Origin of the sequence: Streptomyces sp. NPDC059861, assembly GCF_042731435.1 — a bacterium.
In the GTDB taxonomy this organism is placed as follows: Bacteria; Actinomycetota; Actinomycetes; order Streptomycetales; family Streptomycetaceae; genus Streptomyces.
Genome location: NZ_JBHWJQ010000058.1, coordinates 18,152 through 34,126, shown reverse-complemented (window position 1 = coordinate 34,126; position 15,975 = coordinate 18,152). Strand labels below are relative to the sequence as shown.

Genomic DNA, 15,975 nt, shown 5'->3' with positions numbered 1-15,975 from the left:
ATGGCCCCCCCCGTGCTCGGGGTGTGGGCCCCGGCCGCGGGCGCCGCCCCCCCCCCCCCCCCCCCCCCCCCCCCCCCCCCCCCCCCCCGGGGGGGGGGGCCCCCCCCCCCGGGGGGGGCCCCCGCCCCACCCCCCCCGACATGCCCAGACATGCCCACACATCGCGACAAGGGAGCAGCAGACATGTCCGACAAGCACGAGCGGGTCGCCCTCGTCTCCGGGGCCACCAGCGGAATCGGCCTCGCGGTGGCGCGGCTGCTGGCCCAGCAGGGCCACCGCGTCTTCCTCGGCTCCCGTGACGCCGACAACGTCGCCCGGACCGTCAAGGAGCTGACCGCCGAGGGCCTCGACGTCGACGGCGGCACCCTCGACGTGCGCTCGGCACTGTCGATCGAGAGCTTCGTCCAGGCCGCCGTGGACCGCTTCGGCCCGGTCGACGTCCTGGTCAACAACGCGGGCCGGTCGGGCGGCGGCGTCACCGCCGACATCGACGACGAACTCTGGTACGACGTCGTCGAGACCAACCTCAACAGCGTCTTCCGGCTCACCCGCGCGGCCCTCACCACCGGCGGCATGCGGCACAAGAACCGTGGCCGGATCATCAACATCGCCTCCACGGCCGGCAAGCAGGGCGTCGTCCTCGGCGCCCCCTACTCCGCCTCCAAGCACGGCGTCGTCGGCTTCACCAAGGCCCTCGGCAACGAGCTCGCCCCCACCGGCATCACCGTCAACGCGGTCTGCCCCGGCTATGTCGAGACGCCCATGGCGCAGCGGGTGCGCGCCGGTTACGCGGCGGCCTACGACACCACCGAGGACGCGATCATGGAGAAGTTCACGGCGAAGATCCCGCTCGGCCGCTATTCCACCCCCGAGGAGGTCGCCGGGCTGGTCGGCTACCTCGCCTCCGACACCGCCGCCTCCATCACGGCGCAGGCCCTCAACGTCTGCGGCGGCCTCGGCAACTTCTGATCCGCCCGCCACCCGTACCTTTTCGAGGAGTTCACGCATGTCCGCATCCGAGCCGCGGGAAGTCGAGCACGAGATCACGATCTCGGCCCCGGCCGCCGACGTCTACCGCCTGATCGCCGACGTGGCGAACTGGCCGCGGATCTTCCCCCCGACCATCTACGTCGACCACCTGGAGCGCTCCGGCGACGAGGAGCTGATCCGGATCTGGGCCACCGCCAATGGCGAGCCCAAGAACTGGACCTCGCGCCGCGTCCTGGACCCGGACGCCCTGCGGATCACCTTCCGCCAGCAGGTCTCCACCCCTCCGGTCGCCACCATGGGCGGCACCTGGATCATCGAGCCGCAGGACGAGAGCACCTCGCGCGTGCGGCTGCTGCACGACTACACGGCCGTCGACGACGACCCGGCGAGCCTGAAGTGGATCGACGAGGCCGTGGACCGCAACTCGCGCTCGGAACTCGCGGCCCTGAAGAGCAACGTCGAACTCGCAACCGCCTCCGAGGAGCTGACGTTCTCCTTCGAGGACACCGTCGAGGTCGAGGGCTCCGCCAAGGACGCCTACGACTTCGTCAACGAGGCCGGTCTGTGGTCCGAGCGGCTGCCGCACGTGGCGACCGTCCGGCTCACGGAGGACTCCCCGGGCCTGCAGACCCTGGAGATGGACACCCGCGCCAAGGACGGCTCCACCCACACCACCCGGTCGTACCGGGTGTGCCTGGAGGGCCGGAAGATCGCCTACAAGCAGACCACGCTGCCGGCCCTGATGAACCTGCACACCGGCTACTGGACGTTCGCCGACACCGGCACCGGCAGCACCGCCTCCTCGCAGCACACCGTCGTGCTGCGCCCGGAGAACATCGAGAAGATCCTCGGGCCCGGGGCGGGCGTCGCCGAGGCCCGGGAGTACGTGCGCTCGGCGCTGAGCACCAACAGCCGGGCCACCCTCGGCCACGCCAAGGCGTACGCCGAGGCGAGGCGCTGACCATGGCCGGCGCCGACGCTGCCGTGACGGACGTCGTCGTGGTCGGCGCCGGACCCGTGGGGCTGATGCTCGCCGGGGAGCTGCGGCTCGGGGGCGCCGACGTGACCGTACTGGAACGGCTGGACGCCCCCACCACCGAGTCGCGGGCCTCCACCCTGCACGCACGGACCATGGAGCTGCTGAAGCAGCGCGCACTGCTCGACGGGCCGGACGGTTTCGGCGACCCGCTGCCGCCGCACGAGCCACGCGGCCACTTCGGCGGGCTGCCGATGGACCTCACGCTGCCCAGCCCCTACCCCGGGCAGTGGAAGGTGCCGCAGGTGCGCACCGAGGAACTCCTCGGCGCCCGCGCGGCCCGCCTCGGCGTCCGCGTGCTGCGCGGCCACGAGGTCACCGGACTGACCCAGCACCAGGATCAAGTGACGGTGACGGCCCGGCACGCCGGGCGGCAGGTGGCGTTCACCGCGCGGTACGTCGTCGGCTGCGACGGCGAGCAGTCGGCTGTACGGCGGCTCGCGGGCGTCGACTTCCCCGGCGACGACGCCGAGCGGGAGCTGATCCGCGCCGACGTCGACGGCATCGACATACCCGCCCGGCGGTTCCAGCGGCTGCCGAACGGGCTCGCCATCGCCGCCCGGCGCGGCGACGGTGTGACCCGCGTGATGGTCCACCGCTTCGGCACCCCGCCACGGGCCGGCGAGGCACGCTTCGCCGACATCGTCGACGCCTGGCGGGAGGTCACCGGCGAGGACATCGCTCACGGCACTCCGCTGTGGGTCAACTCCTTCGGCGACGCCTCCCGGCAGGCGGCGCGCTACCGCCTGGGTCGTGTGCTGCTCGCCGGTGACGCCGCCCACCAGCAGATGCCGATCGGGGGCCAGGCCCTCAACCTCGGCCTTCAGGACGCCGTCAACCTCGGCTGGAAACTGGCGGCGACCGTGCGCGGGCGCGCCCCCGAGGGACTGCTCGACACCTACCACGAGGAACGGCACGCGGTGGGCCGCCGGGTCCTGTCCGACATCCGTGCCCAGGCCCGGCTGCTGCTGGGCGGGCCGGAGGTGGAGGCGCTGCGCTCGGTGTTCGGCGAGCTGACCTCGTACGAGCGGGTGCGGACGCACCTGGCGGGCATGATCAGCGGCCTCGACGTGCGGTACGGCACGGACGGTGAGGGCGCGCTCGTCGGGGCGCGGCTGCCCGACGCGGACCTCGTAGGCGCCACCGGGCCGTGCTCCACCCTGGACCTGCTCCGCGAGGCACGCGGCGTGCTGCTCGTCCTGACCGGTGCGGGGGAGCCGTTCGCGGAGGTGGCGCGGGCCTGGTCCGGCGCCGTCGACACCGTGACGGCCCGCCCCGCCGGGGGCGGCGCTCTGCCCGACGTGGCCGCCCTGCTCGTACGCCCCGACGGATACCTCTCCTGGGCCGGCGACACCCCGGACGGCCTCGCGGCGGCGCTCGCCCGATGGTTCACGCCGGACGCACCCGCCGTGCCCACCCCCAGCACCTCCCGCATCCCGCACCCCAACCGTCAACACAACGTCAGGAGAAGGAAGATGGGCAACCTGACCGGCAGGACGGCGCTCGTCACGGGCGCCAGCCGAGGCATGGGCCGGGCCACCGCCGAGCGGCTCGCCCGCGACGGCGCGCTGGTCGCCGTGCACTACGGCACCAACGAGGACGCGGCCGCCGACGTCGTCGCCGGGATCGAGCGGGACGGCGGCCGGGCGTTCGCCGTCCGCGCCGAACTCGGCGCCCCCGGCGACGTGCACGAGCTGTTCCTCGCCCTGGAGGAGGGCCTGAAGGAGCGCACCGGCTCCACCGAGCTGAACATCCTGGTCAACAACGCGGGCGTGATGGGCGGGGTCAAGCCCGAGGACACCACGCCGGACATGTTCGACCGGATCTTCGCCGTCAACGCCAGGGCGCCGTTCTTCATCGTCCAGCGGGCCCTGACGAACATGCCCGACGGCGGGCGGATCGTGAACATCTCCTCGGGCCTGACCCGGTTCGCCAACCCCGACGAGATCGCCTACGCCATGAGCAAGGGAGCCGTCGAGCAGCTCGCGCTGCACTACGCCAAGGCCCTCGGCCCGCGCGGCATCACCGTCAACAGCGTCGCCCCCGGCATCACCCGCAACGGCAACGCGCTGTTCGACATCCCCGAGGCCGTCGAGGCGATGGCGGCCCTGTCCACCTTCAACCGGGTCGGCGAACCGCAGGACGTCGCCGACGTGGTCGCCTTCCTCGTCTCCGACGACGCCCGCTGGGTCACCGGCTCCTTCGTCGACGCGAGCGGCGGCACCCTCCTGGGGTGACGCCATGACCAGGACGCACCCCGCGCCCGCGGTCGGCACCGGGGACGGGCGGTGGAACCCCCGGCTGTGGGGGCTCCTGCTCGTGCTCGCCGGCAACATGCTCATCGACGCGCTCGAGGTGTCCGTGGCGGTCGTGGCACTGCCCTCGATCGGCACGGACCTCGGGCTGCCCCTGACGGACGTTCACTGGGCGATGACCGGCTTCGCCGTCGGCTTCGGCGGCCTGCTGCTGTTCGGCGCCCGGGTGGTGGGCCTGCTGGGGCGCCGCCGGGTCTACCTGGCGGCGCTGCTCGTCTTCGCCGCCGCCTCCGCCCTCAGCGCGCTCGCCCAGGAACCGGCACTGCTCGTCGCCACCCGTCTGGTCAAGGGCTTCTGCGCGGCGCTGACCGCCCCCACCGGCCTCGCCATCATCGCCACCGCCTTCCCGCAGGGCCCGCCCCGCGACCGGGCGGTGTCCGTCTACGCCCTGTTCGGCGCCGGCGGCTTCACCGGGGGACTGCTGCTGTCCGGCTGGCTCACCGAGATCAGCTGGCGGCTGGCCTTCGCGTTCCCGGCCCCGGTCGTGCTGATCCTTTTCGCCCTCGGTCTGGGGCTGATCCCGGGCGAGGAGCGGGCCCCGGCGAGGGGCACCCCACGCCGCTACGACCTCACCGGCGCCGTCACCTTCACGGCGGCGCTCCTCGCCCTGGTGTACGGCATCGGCGCCGTGCCCGCGCACGGCTGGACCGCGCCCCGGGCCGCCGGGCCGCTCACCGCGGCCGTGCTGCTGCTCGTGGCTTTCGCGGTCGTCGAACGCACCACGCCCGAACCCCTGGTGAGACCGCTGCGCGACGCCGCGCTGATCCGCTCGGCGCTCGGCGCGGCCTGCCTCAACGGCTCCTACCTGGGCCTGCTGTTCGTGCTGACCCACCAGATGCAGACGATCGCCGGCTGGCCGCCGTCGACGGCCGCGCTGGCCCTGGTCCCGGCCGCCGCCCCACCGGCGCTCACCGCGCTCGCCTCCGGGCGCCTGGTCGCCCGCTACGGCGCACCCCGGCTGATCGCGGCCGGCGCCGCCTGCGCGTTCACCGGGTACCTGCTCCAACTCGCTCCCGCCTGGCCGCTGAACTACCCCGCCCGGCTGCTGCCGACCCTGCTGCTGGTCGGGGCCGCCTTCGTGCTGTCCTTCGCCGCGTTGAACATGCAGGCGACCTCGGGGCCGAGCCCGGGCGAGCGGGGCGCGGCGAGCGGCCAGTACCAGACGGCCGTACAACTGGCCGCGGCGATCGCGGTCGCCGCGGTCGCCGCGCTGCTCGCCTCCGCGGCGGTCCCCGGCGCCACCGCGGCCGAGGCCGTCGAGGCCTGCCGGCCCGCGCTGCTGCTCGTGGCCGTGCTCGGCGGACTCGGAACCCTCGTCGGCCTCACCGGCCTCAGGCGCCGCTGAGCCCTCCCGGCCCGGCCGGCCCACCCCCGCCCTCCCTCCCTCCCTCTACCCACCACTCCCAACGGGGCACGCCCATGGACCAGACAACGAAGACCTGGGTCTTCGACGACCTCGACGATTTCGACGACCTCGACTACGAGTTCGAGCAGGACACCGTCGTCGACGTGGACCCGCCGGACCCGGCCCACCTGGCCGCCTGCGGCGAGACCGAGCGGGTCCGGCTGATCGACTCCTACGTACGGGCCGAACTCGCCCGGGTGCTGCGGGTGCCGCCGCACACCATCGACACCGAGGGCCGCCCGATGAACAGCCTCGGCATCGGCTCCATCAACGGCCTCGAACTCCAGCGCCGGATGGAGGCGGCCCTCCACCTCGACGTCAACCTCAACATGCTGCTGCGCGCCAACAGCGCCGCCGAACTCATCGAGTGCCTGTCCGGGCAGCTCGGCCCCGGGGACAGCCCGCACAAGCGCGGCGGGCAGGGCGTCCACCGGGTGTCGCACGACGGGCCGGGCACGACGTGATCCCCCAGCTGGTGGTCCGCGAGGGCCCCGAGACCGCGAGGACGCGGCTGCCGGCGCCGGGGCAGCTCGACGTGTGGCTGGTGCGCCGGCCCCGGCTGGAGACGGCGGCCGAGCTGCTGGACCTGTCCGAGCTGGACGACGCGGAACGCCGGCGCACCGCCTCCTTCGTCCGCCCCACCGACGGCATCACGTACGCGTCCGCGCATGTCGCGCTGCGCCGGCTGCTCGGCGTCTATCTGGGCCTGGCGCCGCGTGCGGTGCCGTTCGTGCGGGAGCCCTGTCCCGGCTGCGGCAAGCCGCACGGACGGCCCGCCGTCGCCCACCCCGACCCGCCGCTGCACTTCTCCCTGGCGCACAGCCACGGCGTGGCCGTGGTCGCCGTCGCCGCCACCGTGCTCGGTGCCGACGTGGAGCGGCTGCCGAGGGACGAGACCGTCGAGGTGTGCGCCCCGGCGCTGCACCCGGGGGAGCAGCAGGAGCTGGCGGGCCTGCCGGTCGAGGAGCGGCGTGAGCTCTTCGGGCGGATGTGGACCCGCAAGGAGGCCTACCTCAAGGCGCTGGGCACCGGCCTGTCCCGGGACCCGGGCCGGGACTACCTCGGGGCCGACCGGCGCCGCCGCCCGTCCGGCTGGACGCTGCTGGACCTGCCGTCCGGGCCCCGCCACAACGCCGCCGTCGCGGTGCTGGGCGGGCCCCCGGAGCGGGTCACCGTGCGCTGGGTGCCGCCCACCGCGCTGTACGCCGGCGGGACGGTGGACCTGGACGCCGACGGCATGACCACGCATGAACGTGACTGGGGAGCGTGAGAGGCACCACATGACGACCGACCAGAAACCCGACCAGAAATTCGACCAGGCCCTCGATCAGAAAGCCGCCGACCGGCCGAGCCTGCACGACCGTGAGCACCGCGGTCAGTGGAGCGCCGCGGAACGGCTGGAGGAACTCGGCCTGATCAAGCAGGCCGCCCGGCACGGCGATCCACTGGCCACCGAGCGGCAGCACGCCAAGGGCAAGCTCACCGCCCATGAGCGGATCGAACTCCTGCTCGACGAGGGGTCGTTCACCGAGGTCGAGATGTTGCGCCGGCACCGGGCCACCGGCTTCGGGCTGGAGAAGAAACGTCCCTACACCGACGGTGTGATCACCGGCTGGGGCACGGTCCACGGCCGTACCGTCTTCGTCTACGCGCACGACTTCCGCATCTTCGGCGGCGCCCTCGGCGAGGCCCACGCCCAGAAGATCCACAAGATCATGGACATGGCCATGGCGGCCGGCGCGCCGCTGGTGTCGCTCAACGACGGCGCGGGCGCCCGGATCCAGGAGGGCGTCAGCGCGCTCGCCGGGTACGGCGGCATCTTCCAGCGCAACACCCGCGCGTCCGGCGTCATCCCGCAGATCAGCGTGATGCTCGGCCCGTGCGCGGGCGGCGCCGCCTACAGTCCCGCCCTGACGGACTTCGTCTTCATGGTCCGCGACATCGCCCAGATGTTCATCACCGGACCCGACGTGGTCAAGGCGGTGACCGGCGAGGAGATCTCCCAGAACGACCTCGGCGGCGCCGACGTCCACGCCACCACCTCCGGCGTCGCCCACTTCGCCTACGACGACGTCCGTACGTGCATGGAGGACGTCCGTCACCTGCTCTCCCTGCTGCCGGCCAACAACCGCGACCTGCCGCCCCGGGCGCCGAGTGCCGACCCCGCCGGCCGGCGCACCGACCGGCTGCTGGACCTGGTGCCCGAGGACCCGAGCCGGGTGTACGACATCCGGTCCGTGATCGAGGAGATCGTCGACGACGGCGACTACTTCGAGGTCCACCCGGGCTGGGCGACCAACGTGGTCTGCGCGCTGTCCCGGCTGGACGGCGAGGTCGTGGGCATCGTCGCCAACCAGCCCGCCTCCTACGCCGGGGTGCTCGACATCGACGCCAGCGAGAAGGCGGCGCGGTTCGTGCAGTTCTGCGACGCCTTCAACATCCCGATCGTCACCCTGATCGACGTGCCGGGCTTCCTGCCGGGCGTCGACCAGGAGCACAACGGGATCATCCGGCGCGGCGCCAAGCTGCTGTACGCCTACTGCAACGCCACCGTGCCGCGCGTCTCGCTGGTGCTGCGCAAGGCGTACGGCGGCGCGTACATCGTCATGGACTCCCGTTCCATCGGCACCGACCTGGCGCTGGCCTGGCCGTCCAACGAGATCGCGGTGATGGGCGCGGAGGGCGCGGCGAACGTCATCTTCCGCCGGGAGATCGCCGGCTCGGACGACCCGGACACCACCCGCGCGCAGAAGATCAAGGAGTACCAGGCGGAGCTGATGCACCCCTACTACGCCGCCGAACGCGGCCTGATCGACGATGTGATCGACCCCCGGGAGACCCGCGGGGCCCTCGTCCGCGCCCTGTCGATGCTGCGCAGCAAGCAGGCCGACCTGCCGTGCCGCAAGCACGGCAACCCGCCGCAGTGAGCACGCGGGACGCGCCGGTCATCAAGGTCGTCAAGGGCACGGCGACACCGGCCGAACTCGCGGCCCTGACCAGCGTGCTGCTCTCCCGTGCCGCCGCCCTCGCGGCCGTCGGCCCCGGCCTGCAGGACCAGGCCCCCCACCCCACGGCGGCCTGGCGCCGCCCGGAACGCGTCCCGGCGCACCGCGCCCCACGGGGGTGGCGGGTGTCGGGCAGCCGGGCGGCGTAGGCGCTCCGCCACAGGTGCCGTAGACCGCCCCCTCAGCAAGGGGCGCTGCCGAAACGGAGCTTCTTCCCCATGACCTCCCCGCACCACGAACAGACCGACACCGTCACGCTCCCGCGGGCCGAACTCGGCGCGCTGCGGGAGCGGCTGGGCGAACTGACCGACCGGGCCGAGATCGCCGAGCTCATCGACCGGTACGTCACCCTGCTCGACGCCCAGGACGCCGACGGGTACGACGAGAGCTGGCCCCGTACGGTCTTCACGGACGACTGCCGGCTGGAGTTCCCGGTCGGCACGGTGCGCGGCCTGGGCACCGCGGCCGCCTTCCACTTCGACCGGAAGTCGCGCTTCGCCCGGAGCCACCACCTGGCCTCGAACTACGGCATCGCGTTGGACGGCGACACTGCCCGCGTCCGGGTCCACCTGTTCGCCTCCCACGTCCACCACGATGACGGCCCCGACCCCGGCGGTCGCTTCGACATCGGCGGCTACAGCGAGGGCGAGACCGTGCGCACCCCGGAGGGCTGGCGGATCAGCCGCTGGCGGTTCCACCTGGTGTGGTCCGACGGGGCGGGGCCGCGCCCGGGTCCCGCACCCACCGCCCTGCGCAGCTCCCAGCCCCGCCCGCGCACCGCCCCCACACCCCGAAAGGACGACACCGTGTCACGGACTTCCGCCGCCACTGTGGACCTCGGCGCCCTGCGCACCGCCTCGGGCGAGGACCGGCTGCGGGCCATCGAGTCGTTCGTCTCCCGCACCCTGGAGACGTACCTCGACGTCCCGCCCGCCCACCGCGTCCACCGCGACCGCCCCCTCTACGCCCAGGGCATCGACTCCCTCACCGCCCTGGCCTTCCAGCGCAAGCTGGAGAACGCGCTGCGGATCCCGGTGCCCACCCACCACCTCCTGCGCGAGCAGTCGATCAGCGAACTCGCCGCCACGCTCGACGACCTGCTCACTCACGCGCAACGCCGGGAAGCCGCCCCGGCGTCCGTGTAGGCGCTCCGGCACGCGGGCGTGCCGCCACCGACGGGCGGCGGCATCCGCCCCGCCCAAGTCCCCTTGCCAGACGGGCCGTCGGTGTAGAAAGGTGACGCGACGGGACCACCGCGAGGGAACCGGCGCGACGGTACGTCCTGATCACCGCTCACCGACCCCCCGGCGGAAGGCCGCACTTGAGCCCCGAACGCATCCTGGTGACCGGCGGCACCGGTTTCATCGGCTCGCACGTCGTGCCGCTGCTGCGGGCCGCCGGTGCCGCCCCGCACGGCCCCGTCCTCCGTCTGCTCACCCATCGCCGCCCCGGCCCCGAGGACACCGGCGCCGGTCTGGAGAGCGTGCACGGCGACCTCGCCGACCCGGCCTCGCTGCACGGCGTCTGCGACGGCGTCGGCACCGTCCTCCACCTCGCCGTCCGTGTCGGCGGCAGCCCCGAGGAGTGCCGGACCGTCAACGAGGAGGGCACCCGCGCCCTGCTGGCGGAGGCGGCAAGGGCGGGCGTACGGCGGATCGTGCAGCTCGGCACCGCCGCCGTCTACGGCGACGGACCGCACCGCGGCGAGCGCGAGGGCCGGATCGCCGAGGCACCGGTCTCCCCGACGAGCGAGACCCGCCTCGCCGGCGAACGCTTGGTCCTGGCCGCCGGCGGCACCGTCGTACGTCCGTTCCTCGTCTACGGCGAGGGCGACACCTGGGTCGTGCCCGGCCTCGTCCAGCTGCTGCGCCGCGTGCCGCACTGGGTGGACGGCGCCGGCTCCCGGCTCTCCCTGATCTCCGCGCCCGTCCTCGCCCGCGTCCTGGCCGAGCTGGCGCGCGCGCCCGAGGCGCCGGCCCCCGGTGTCCTGCACGCCGCGCACCCCGAGCCCGTGACCCTGCGGGAACTCCTCACGACCGTCTGCGGCGCCCTGGACCTGCCCCTGCCCGGCGGCGAGATCACTCTCGACGAGGCGCTGGCCCGCCTCGACGCCCACGGCCCCGGCGCCCGGCGCCCGCTGGCCCTGGTCACTGTCGACCGCTGGTACGACACCAGCGCCCTGTGGTCCCGGCTGACCACCACCCCGGGAGCCGCCTTCCCCGTGGCGTTCAAGGAATGCGCCCCCTGGTACCGGCGGGCCCTGGCCGACGCGCCGTAGCCCCTGCCCGCGGGGGCCTCAGCCGGTCACCACGCCCCGCAGCGCCCGCACCAGGGCCTGTGCGCGCGGGTCGGCCGTCACGCTCTTGCGGAAGCCGTTGGTGACATAGCCGAAGGCGATGCCCGACTCGGGGTCGGCGAAGCCCAGCGAGCCGCCGCGGCCGGGGTGACCGAAGGAGGCGTCGGACAGCAGCGGGGACGCGCTGCCGTGCAGCATGTACCCGAGCCCGAAGCGGGTCCCGACGACGAGCACCCGGTCCGGCCCCGCCGACTGCTCCCCGCGCGCCAGCTCCACCGTCTCCGGGGTGAACAGCCGCACCCCGCCGTCCACCTCACCGATCAGCGAGGCGTAGAAGCGGGCGAGCCCGTCCGCCGTCGCGATGCCGTTGGAGGCGGGCAGGACGGCGGCCCGGTAGACGGGGTCGTTCTCGTCCGGCAGCGGCGATATCGCGCCGAAGGCCCGGCGGGTGACGGACTCCGGGTCGGCGTAGGCGTCGGACACCGCCCGCTTGGGCCGCGTCCTGAGCGCGTTGGCCGCGTCCTGGCCCTCGACCTTGCCGACCCGGCCCACGCGCGCCGCCTCCCGCTCCGGCAGCCCGAGCCACAGCCCGGCCCCGAGCGGCCCGGCGATCTCGTCGGCGATCCACTCCCCGGCCGACCGCCCGGTGACCCGCCGCACCACCTCACCCACCAGCCAGCTGTACGTCTGCGCGTGGTACCCGTGCTCGCTCCCCGGCGTCCACACCGGCGCCTGGGCGGCCACCGCCGCCGCGCCGAGGTCCGGGTCGGCGGCCTCGGCCACGGTCAGCGGCCGGTCCAGGACGGGCACCCCGGCCCGGTGCGAGAGCAGATGCCGTACGAGGGTCCGCTCCTTGCCCGCCGCCTTGTACTCCGGCCACAGCGCACCGACCGGCGCGTCCAGATCCAGCTCGCCCCGCTGCCGCAGCAGCAGGAGGACGGCGGCGGCGACGCCCTTGGTCGCCGAGCGCACGATCTGTGCCGTGCCGTGCTCCCAGGGAGCCGTACCGTCGACGTCCTTGGTGCCGCCCCACAGGTCGACGACCTTGCGTCCCTCCCGGTAGACGGTCACGGCGGCGCCCCGGTCGCCGAGCGCCTCGAAGTTCCGCGCGAACGCCGCCCTGACCGGCTCGAAGCCCTCGGCCACTGTGCCGTTCACGTCCACGTCCGTACTCCGTCCACTCCACTGGTGCCCTGACATGCGATGCAACGCCGACGGCCGGCCCGCGATTCCTGCCCCCGGGCCGGTCCGCCTCAGCCCAGCAGGATCGTGACGTCGATGTTGCCCCGGGTGGCGTTGGAGTACGGGCACACCTCGTGGGCCTCGTCCACCAGCTTCGCCGCGATGTCCGGGTCGAGGACCGGCAGCGAGACGCTCAGGGCGACGGCGAGACCGTAGCCGCGCCGGTTGTTGGGGCCGATGCCCACCTTCGCGGCGACCGTGGAACCGGCCAGGTCGTAGCCCGACCGGTTGCCGACCAGGATCAGGGCGTTGTGGAAGCAGGCGCTGTAGCCGGCCGCGAACAACTGCTCCGGGTTGGTGCCGTTGCCGTCGCCGCCCAGTTCCGGCGGCATCGCCACCTTCAGCTCGATCTGTCCGTCCTGGCTGGTGACATAGCCCTCACGGCCGCCGTGCGAGGTGGCCTCGGCGACGTAGGTGATCTTCCGCGGGCGAGTGTCGGTGGCGGTACCGTCGGTCAAGGGTGGCCCTCCCCAGGTGAAGAACGTGAACCCGGCAACTACTTCGTGCACAAGGTACTGGCCGGGGCCCGACGTTGTTACCAGGGGGTAGCAACCTGGGGCGTCCCGGGCGGGTCCCGCCTCACACGCCCGTCGTCACCGAGCGCGGGTCGAAGCCGAAGGGCAGCTCCAGGCGGTGGGCGCGCATCAGGGAGTCGTCGGAGAGCAGTTCGCCGGTCGGCCCGTCCGCCGCGATCACGCCCTCGCTGAGGATCAGCGCACGCGGGCAGAGCTCCAGGGCGTACGGCAGGTCGTGCGTGACCATCAGCACGGTCACGTCCAGCGCGCGCAGGATGTCCGCGAGCTCGCGCCGCGAGGCGGGGTCGAGGTTGGACGAGGGCTCGTCCAGCACCAGGATCTCCGGCTTCATCGCGAGCACGGTCGCCACGGCCACCCGGCGCCGCTGCCCGAACGAGAGATGGTGCGGCGGGCGGTCCTGGAACCCGGCCATCCCGACCTGCTCCAGCGCCCGCTCCACCCGGGCCTGGAGCTCCGCCCCCTTGAGCCCTGCCGCGGCCGGCCCGAAGGCCACGTCCTCCCGGACGGTCGGCATGAAGAGCTGGTCGTCGGGGTCCTGGAAGACGATCCCGACCTTGCGCCGGATCTCGGCCATGTGGGCGCGTTCGACGGGCAGCCCGGCGACCCGCACCGAGCCCGTGCCCCCGCCGAGGATGCCGTTGAGGTGCAGCACCAGCGTGGTCTTGCCGGCACCGTTCGGCCCGAGCAGCGCGACCCGCTCGCCGCGCCCGATGCGGAAGTCCACGCCGAACAGGGCCTGATGCCCGTCGGGGTAGGCGAAGGCGAGGCCGGAGACCTCCAGGGAAGATTCAGTCACAGCACCCATCCCAGCAGACAGACGACCAGGGCGGCACACGGCAGGGCGAGGGCGTACGACCACTGCGCCCGGGACGCGGTCACCTCGTCGATCACCGGCATGACACCGGAGTACCCCCGGCTGACCATCGCCAGATGGACCCGCTCGCCGCGCTCGTAGGACCGGATGAACAGCGCGCCCGCCGACTTGGCGAGCACCCCCCAGTGCCGCGGGCCGCGCGCCTCGAAGCCGCGCGACTCCCGCGCGATCCGCATCCGCCGCATCTCGCCGCTGATGACATCGCCGTACCGGATCATGAAGGACGCGATCTGTACCAGCAGCGGTGGCAGCTTCAGCCGCTCCAGGCCGAGCAGCAGCTCCCGCAGCTCGGTGGTGGCGGCCAGCAGGACGGACGCGGCGACGCCCAGGGTTCCCTTGGCGAGCACGTTCCAGGCGCCCCACAGTCCGCTGACGCTGAGCGACATGCCCAGCACCTCGACCCGCTCGCCCTCCGCCACGAACGGCAGCAGCACGGCGAACGCGACGAACGGCACCTCGATCAGCAGCCGCTTCGTCAAGAAGAGCGGGGGCACGTGCGCGATCCCGGCCACCACCGCCAGCAGCACGGCGTACGCCCCGAAGGCCCACATCGCCTCGCGCGGGGTGGACACCACGACCACCACGAAGGCGAAGGTCGCCGCGAGCTTGGTGTGCGGCGGCAGGGCGTGCACGGGTGACGACGCCCGCCGGTAGAGCTTGTGGGCGTGGCTCGCACCCATGTCAGACGCTCGTGCTGGTGGGCGAGACGCCGTCCGTCGCGTCCGTACGGCGCCGGCGCACCGCCCAGAAGACCGCGCTCCCCGCGACGACGGTGACACCGACGCCGATCACACCGGCCAGGCCGCCGGAGATCCGGGCGTTGTCGACGTCCTTGACGCCGTAGTCGGCGAGCGGGGAGTCGGCGTTGTGGTGTTCCTCGGCGGACTCGGCGAAGCCCTTGTCCTCGGCCACCTTCTCCAGCCCGTCGGGGCTGGCGGAGGCGTAGAAGCTGACGACCCCGGCGAGCACGAGGGAGGTGGCGAGTCCGCCGAGCAGCAGCGTGCGGTGCGAGGTCCGGGGGGCGGGCGCGGGCGCCTCGGCGGCCGGGACGTCGACGAATTCGCCGCCGACCCGCAGCTTCAGCGGCCGGCGCAGGTCCCGCGCGCCGTGGACGAGGTCCGGCCGTACGGCGACGACGGCGCCGACGGTCAGCGCGGTGATCACGGCCTCGCCGACGCCGATGAGGACGTGCACGCCGACCATGGCGGTGGCGACCTTGCCGATCGGGACGTCGGTGGTCCCGCCGATCGCGTAGAACGCCGTGAAGGCGAGGGCGGCGGCCGGCACCGACACCAGCGCGGCCACGAAGGAGGCGGTGGTGATCGAGCGCCGGGTGCGCGGCAGGAGTTTCACCAGTCCGCGGAAGACGAGGTAGGCGACACCGACGCCGACCACCGACATGTCGGTGATGTTCACGCCGAGCGCGGTCAGGCCGCCGTCCGCGAACAGGATGCCCTGCATGAGCAGGACGACGGATAGGCACAGGGCCCCTGTACAGGGGCCGACGAGTATCGCGGCGAGGGCGCCGCCGAGCAGATGGCCGCTGGTCCCGGCCGCGACCGGGAAGTTCAGCATCTGCACCGCGAAGATGAACGCCGCCACCAGTCCGGCGAGTGGCGCGGTCCGCTCGTCGAGTTCGCGGCGCGCGCCGCGCAGGCTCACGGCGATGGCGCCGGCGGCGACGACTCCGGCCACGGCGGACGTGGGCGCGTTGATGAATCCGTCAGGTACGTGCACGCTTCGATGATGTGGCTTAATGCGAACCTCTTGCAAGAGCGAGGCTCTCCCCGTTGTGGAGATGAGATAAGCCGCTCCGCCGGGCGTAATCCAGGAAATATGGGACATTGGATGGGTAGCGGATTCATACTTTCCGCTCTCGTGACGCACGGTGAAAGGGCCGTCCGATGTCCGTAGTGGAGCAGTACGCACGCGCCCATATCGTCACGGACACGGACGTCCAGCTGCTGGACGACCGGGGAGCGATCTCGGTCGTGCTGCGCTACGACGCCGACCGCGATCCCCGCGACGTACGCATATGTCTGCCCGGCCCGCACGAGTGGACCTTCACCCGTGAGCTCCTCGAACGTGGTTTGCGTGCCCCGGCCGGCTCCGGTGAGGTCCGGGTGTGGCCGTGCGGGCGGGTGCAGACCGTCATCGAGTTCCACTCCGCGCAGGGCACGGCGGTCGTCCAGTTCGACACCAAAGCGCTGATCCGCTTTCTGCGGCGCACCTACATGGCCGCCGCCACCCCCGTCGGAAGCTGACGGCAGGCCTTC

At 73.3% G+C, this 15,975-nt stretch carries 16 protein-coding genes; 11 read left to right on the top strand and 5 right to left on the bottom strand.

Annotation, left to right across the window (positions count from 1 at the left end):
* Positions 1-183 precede the first annotated feature (183 nt).
* From fabG to ACFV6X_RS33505, 10 genes are all read left to right on the top strand, one after another.
* Positions 184-969: a 3-oxoacyl-ACP reductase FabG gene (gene fabG / locus ACFV6X_RS33550; RefSeq protein WP_385390037.1), complete on the top strand. Its 786-nt coding sequence runs from the start codon at positions 184-186 to the stop codon at positions 967-969.
* Between the two features lie 37 nt (positions 970-1,006).
* The gene (locus ACFV6X_RS33545; RefSeq protein WP_385390035.1) at positions 1,007-1,951 is read left to right on the top strand and encodes an aromatase/cyclase; all 945 of its coding nucleotides are present in this window, start codon (positions 1,007-1,009) and stop codon (positions 1,949-1,951) included.
* Between the two features lie 2 nt (positions 1,952-1,953).
* On the top strand, positions 1,954-4,263 hold the full coding sequence (locus ACFV6X_RS33540) for an SDR family oxidoreductase (RefSeq protein WP_385390034.1): 2,310 nt from the start codon (positions 1,954-1,956) through the stop codon (positions 4,261-4,263).
* A 4-nt stretch (positions 4,264-4,267) separates the two neighbouring features.
* On the top strand, positions 4,268-5,686 hold the full coding sequence (locus ACFV6X_RS33535) for an MFS transporter (RefSeq protein ID WP_385390033.1): 1,419 nt from the start codon (positions 4,268-4,270) through the stop codon (positions 5,684-5,686).
* Positions 5,687-5,760: 74 nt separating this feature from the next.
* The gene (locus ACFV6X_RS33530; protein WP_385390032.1) at positions 5,761-6,210 is read left to right on the top strand and encodes an acyl carrier protein; all 450 of its coding nucleotides are present in this window, start codon (positions 5,761-5,763) and stop codon (positions 6,208-6,210) included.
* The gene (locus ACFV6X_RS33525) at positions 6,207-7,016 is read left to right on the top strand and encodes a 4'-phosphopantetheinyl transferase family protein (protein WP_385390031.1); all 810 of its coding nucleotides are present in this window, start codon (positions 6,207-6,209) and stop codon (positions 7,014-7,016) included. The genes ACFV6X_RS33530 and ACFV6X_RS33525 overlap by 4 nt, the downstream gene beginning before the upstream one ends.
* A gap of 10 nt (positions 7,017-7,026) precedes the next feature.
* Positions 7,027-8,673, top strand: coding sequence for an acyl-CoA carboxylase subunit beta (locus tag ACFV6X_RS33520; protein ID WP_385390030.1), 1,647 nt, complete (start codon positions 7,027-7,029; stop codon positions 8,671-8,673).
* Positions 8,670-8,900: an acyl-CoA carboxylase subunit epsilon gene (locus ACFV6X_RS33515; RefSeq protein ID WP_385390028.1), complete on the top strand. Its 231-nt coding sequence runs from the start codon at positions 8,670-8,672 to the stop codon at positions 8,898-8,900. Before ACFV6X_RS33520 ends, ACFV6X_RS33515 begins: the two co-directional genes overlap by 4 nt.
* Positions 8,901-8,969: 69 nt before the next feature.
* Positions 8,970-9,896: a nuclear transport factor 2 family protein gene (locus ACFV6X_RS33510; protein ID WP_385390027.1), complete on the top strand. Its 927-nt coding sequence runs from the start codon at positions 8,970-8,972 to the stop codon at positions 9,894-9,896.
* A gap of 176 nt (positions 9,897-10,072) precedes the next feature.
* Positions 10,073-11,029, top strand: coding sequence for an NAD-dependent epimerase/dehydratase family protein (locus tag ACFV6X_RS33505; RefSeq protein ID WP_385390025.1), 957 nt, complete (start codon positions 10,073-10,075; stop codon positions 11,027-11,029).
* 18 nt (positions 11,030-11,047) lie between these two features.
* On the opposite strand, the gene ACFV6X_RS33500 is transcribed toward ACFV6X_RS33505, so the two are convergent.
* From ACFV6X_RS33500 to ACFV6X_RS33480, 5 genes are all read right to left on the bottom strand, one after another.
* Positions 11,048-12,211, bottom strand: a complete 1,164-nt coding sequence (locus ACFV6X_RS33500; protein WP_385390023.1) for a serine hydrolase domain-containing protein — start codon at positions 12,209-12,211, stop codon at positions 11,048-11,050.
* Positions 12,212-12,300: 89 nt separating this feature from the next.
* The gene (locus tag ACFV6X_RS33495) at positions 12,301-12,747 is read right to left on the bottom strand and encodes an organic hydroperoxide resistance protein (RefSeq protein ID WP_385390021.1); all 447 of its coding nucleotides are present in this window, start codon (positions 12,745-12,747) and stop codon (positions 12,301-12,303) included.
* A 121-nt stretch (positions 12,748-12,868) separates the two neighbouring features.
* Positions 12,869-13,630 (bottom strand): energy-coupling factor ABC transporter ATP-binding protein, encoded by a 762-nt coding sequence (locus ACFV6X_RS33490; protein ID WP_385390020.1) that lies wholly within the window; start codon positions 13,628-13,630, stop codon positions 12,869-12,871.
* Positions 13,618-14,379 (bottom strand): cobalt ECF transporter T component CbiQ, encoded by a 762-nt coding sequence (gene cbiQ, locus ACFV6X_RS33485; protein WP_385390019.1) that lies wholly within the window; start codon positions 14,377-14,379, stop codon positions 13,618-13,620. Before cbiQ ends, ACFV6X_RS33490 begins: the two co-directional genes overlap by 13 nt.
* A 1-nt stretch (position 14,380) precedes the next feature.
* Positions 14,381-15,436: an energy-coupling factor ABC transporter permease gene (locus tag ACFV6X_RS33480; protein WP_385390017.1), complete on the bottom strand. Its 1,056-nt coding sequence runs from the start codon at positions 15,434-15,436 to the stop codon at positions 14,381-14,383.
* A gap of 167 nt (positions 15,437-15,603) precedes the next feature.
* On the opposite strand from ACFV6X_RS33480, the gene ACFV6X_RS33475 reads away from it, so the two are divergent.
* A complete protein-coding gene (locus ACFV6X_RS33475; RefSeq protein ID WP_385390015.1) occupies positions 15,604-15,963 on the top strand; it encodes an SsgA family sporulation/cell division regulator in 360 nt (119 codons plus the stop codon).
* The last annotated feature ends 12 nt before the right edge of the window (positions 15,964-15,975 follow it).

Coding starts and splice junctions, on each gene's coding strand:
- cbiQ (WP_385390019.1), bottom strand. CDS start 14,379: ATGGGTGCGAGCCACGCCCACAAGCTCTACCGGCGGGCGTCGTCACCC.
- ACFV6X_RS33535 (WP_385390033.1), top strand. CDS start 4,268: ATGACCAGGACGCACCCCGCGCCCGCGGTCGGCACCGGGGACGGGCGG.
- ACFV6X_RS33520 (WP_385390030.1), top strand. CDS start 7,027: ATGACGACCGACCAGAAACCCGACCAGAAATTCGACCAGGCCCTCGAT.
- ACFV6X_RS33475 (WP_385390015.1), top strand. CDS start 15,604: ATGTCCGTAGTGGAGCAGTACGCACGCGCCCATATCGTCACGGACACG.
- ACFV6X_RS33530 (WP_385390032.1), top strand. CDS start 5,761: ATGGACCAGACAACGAAGACCTGGGTCTTCGACGACCTCGACGATTTC.
- fabG (WP_385390037.1), top strand. CDS start 184: ATGTCCGACAAGCACGAGCGGGTCGCCCTCGTCTCCGGGGCCACCAGC.
- ACFV6X_RS33540 (WP_385390034.1), top strand. CDS start 1,954: ATGGCCGGCGCCGACGCTGCCGTGACGGACGTCGTCGTGGTCGGCGCC.
- ACFV6X_RS33510 (WP_385390027.1), top strand. CDS start 8,970: ATGACCTCCCCGCACCACGAACAGACCGACACCGTCACGCTCCCGCGG.
- ACFV6X_RS33490 (WP_385390020.1), bottom strand. CDS start 13,630: ATGGGTGCTGTGACTGAATCTTCCCTGGAGGTCTCCGGCCTCGCCTTC.
- ACFV6X_RS33545 (WP_385390035.1), top strand. CDS start 1,007: ATGTCCGCATCCGAGCCGCGGGAAGTCGAGCACGAGATCACGATCTCG.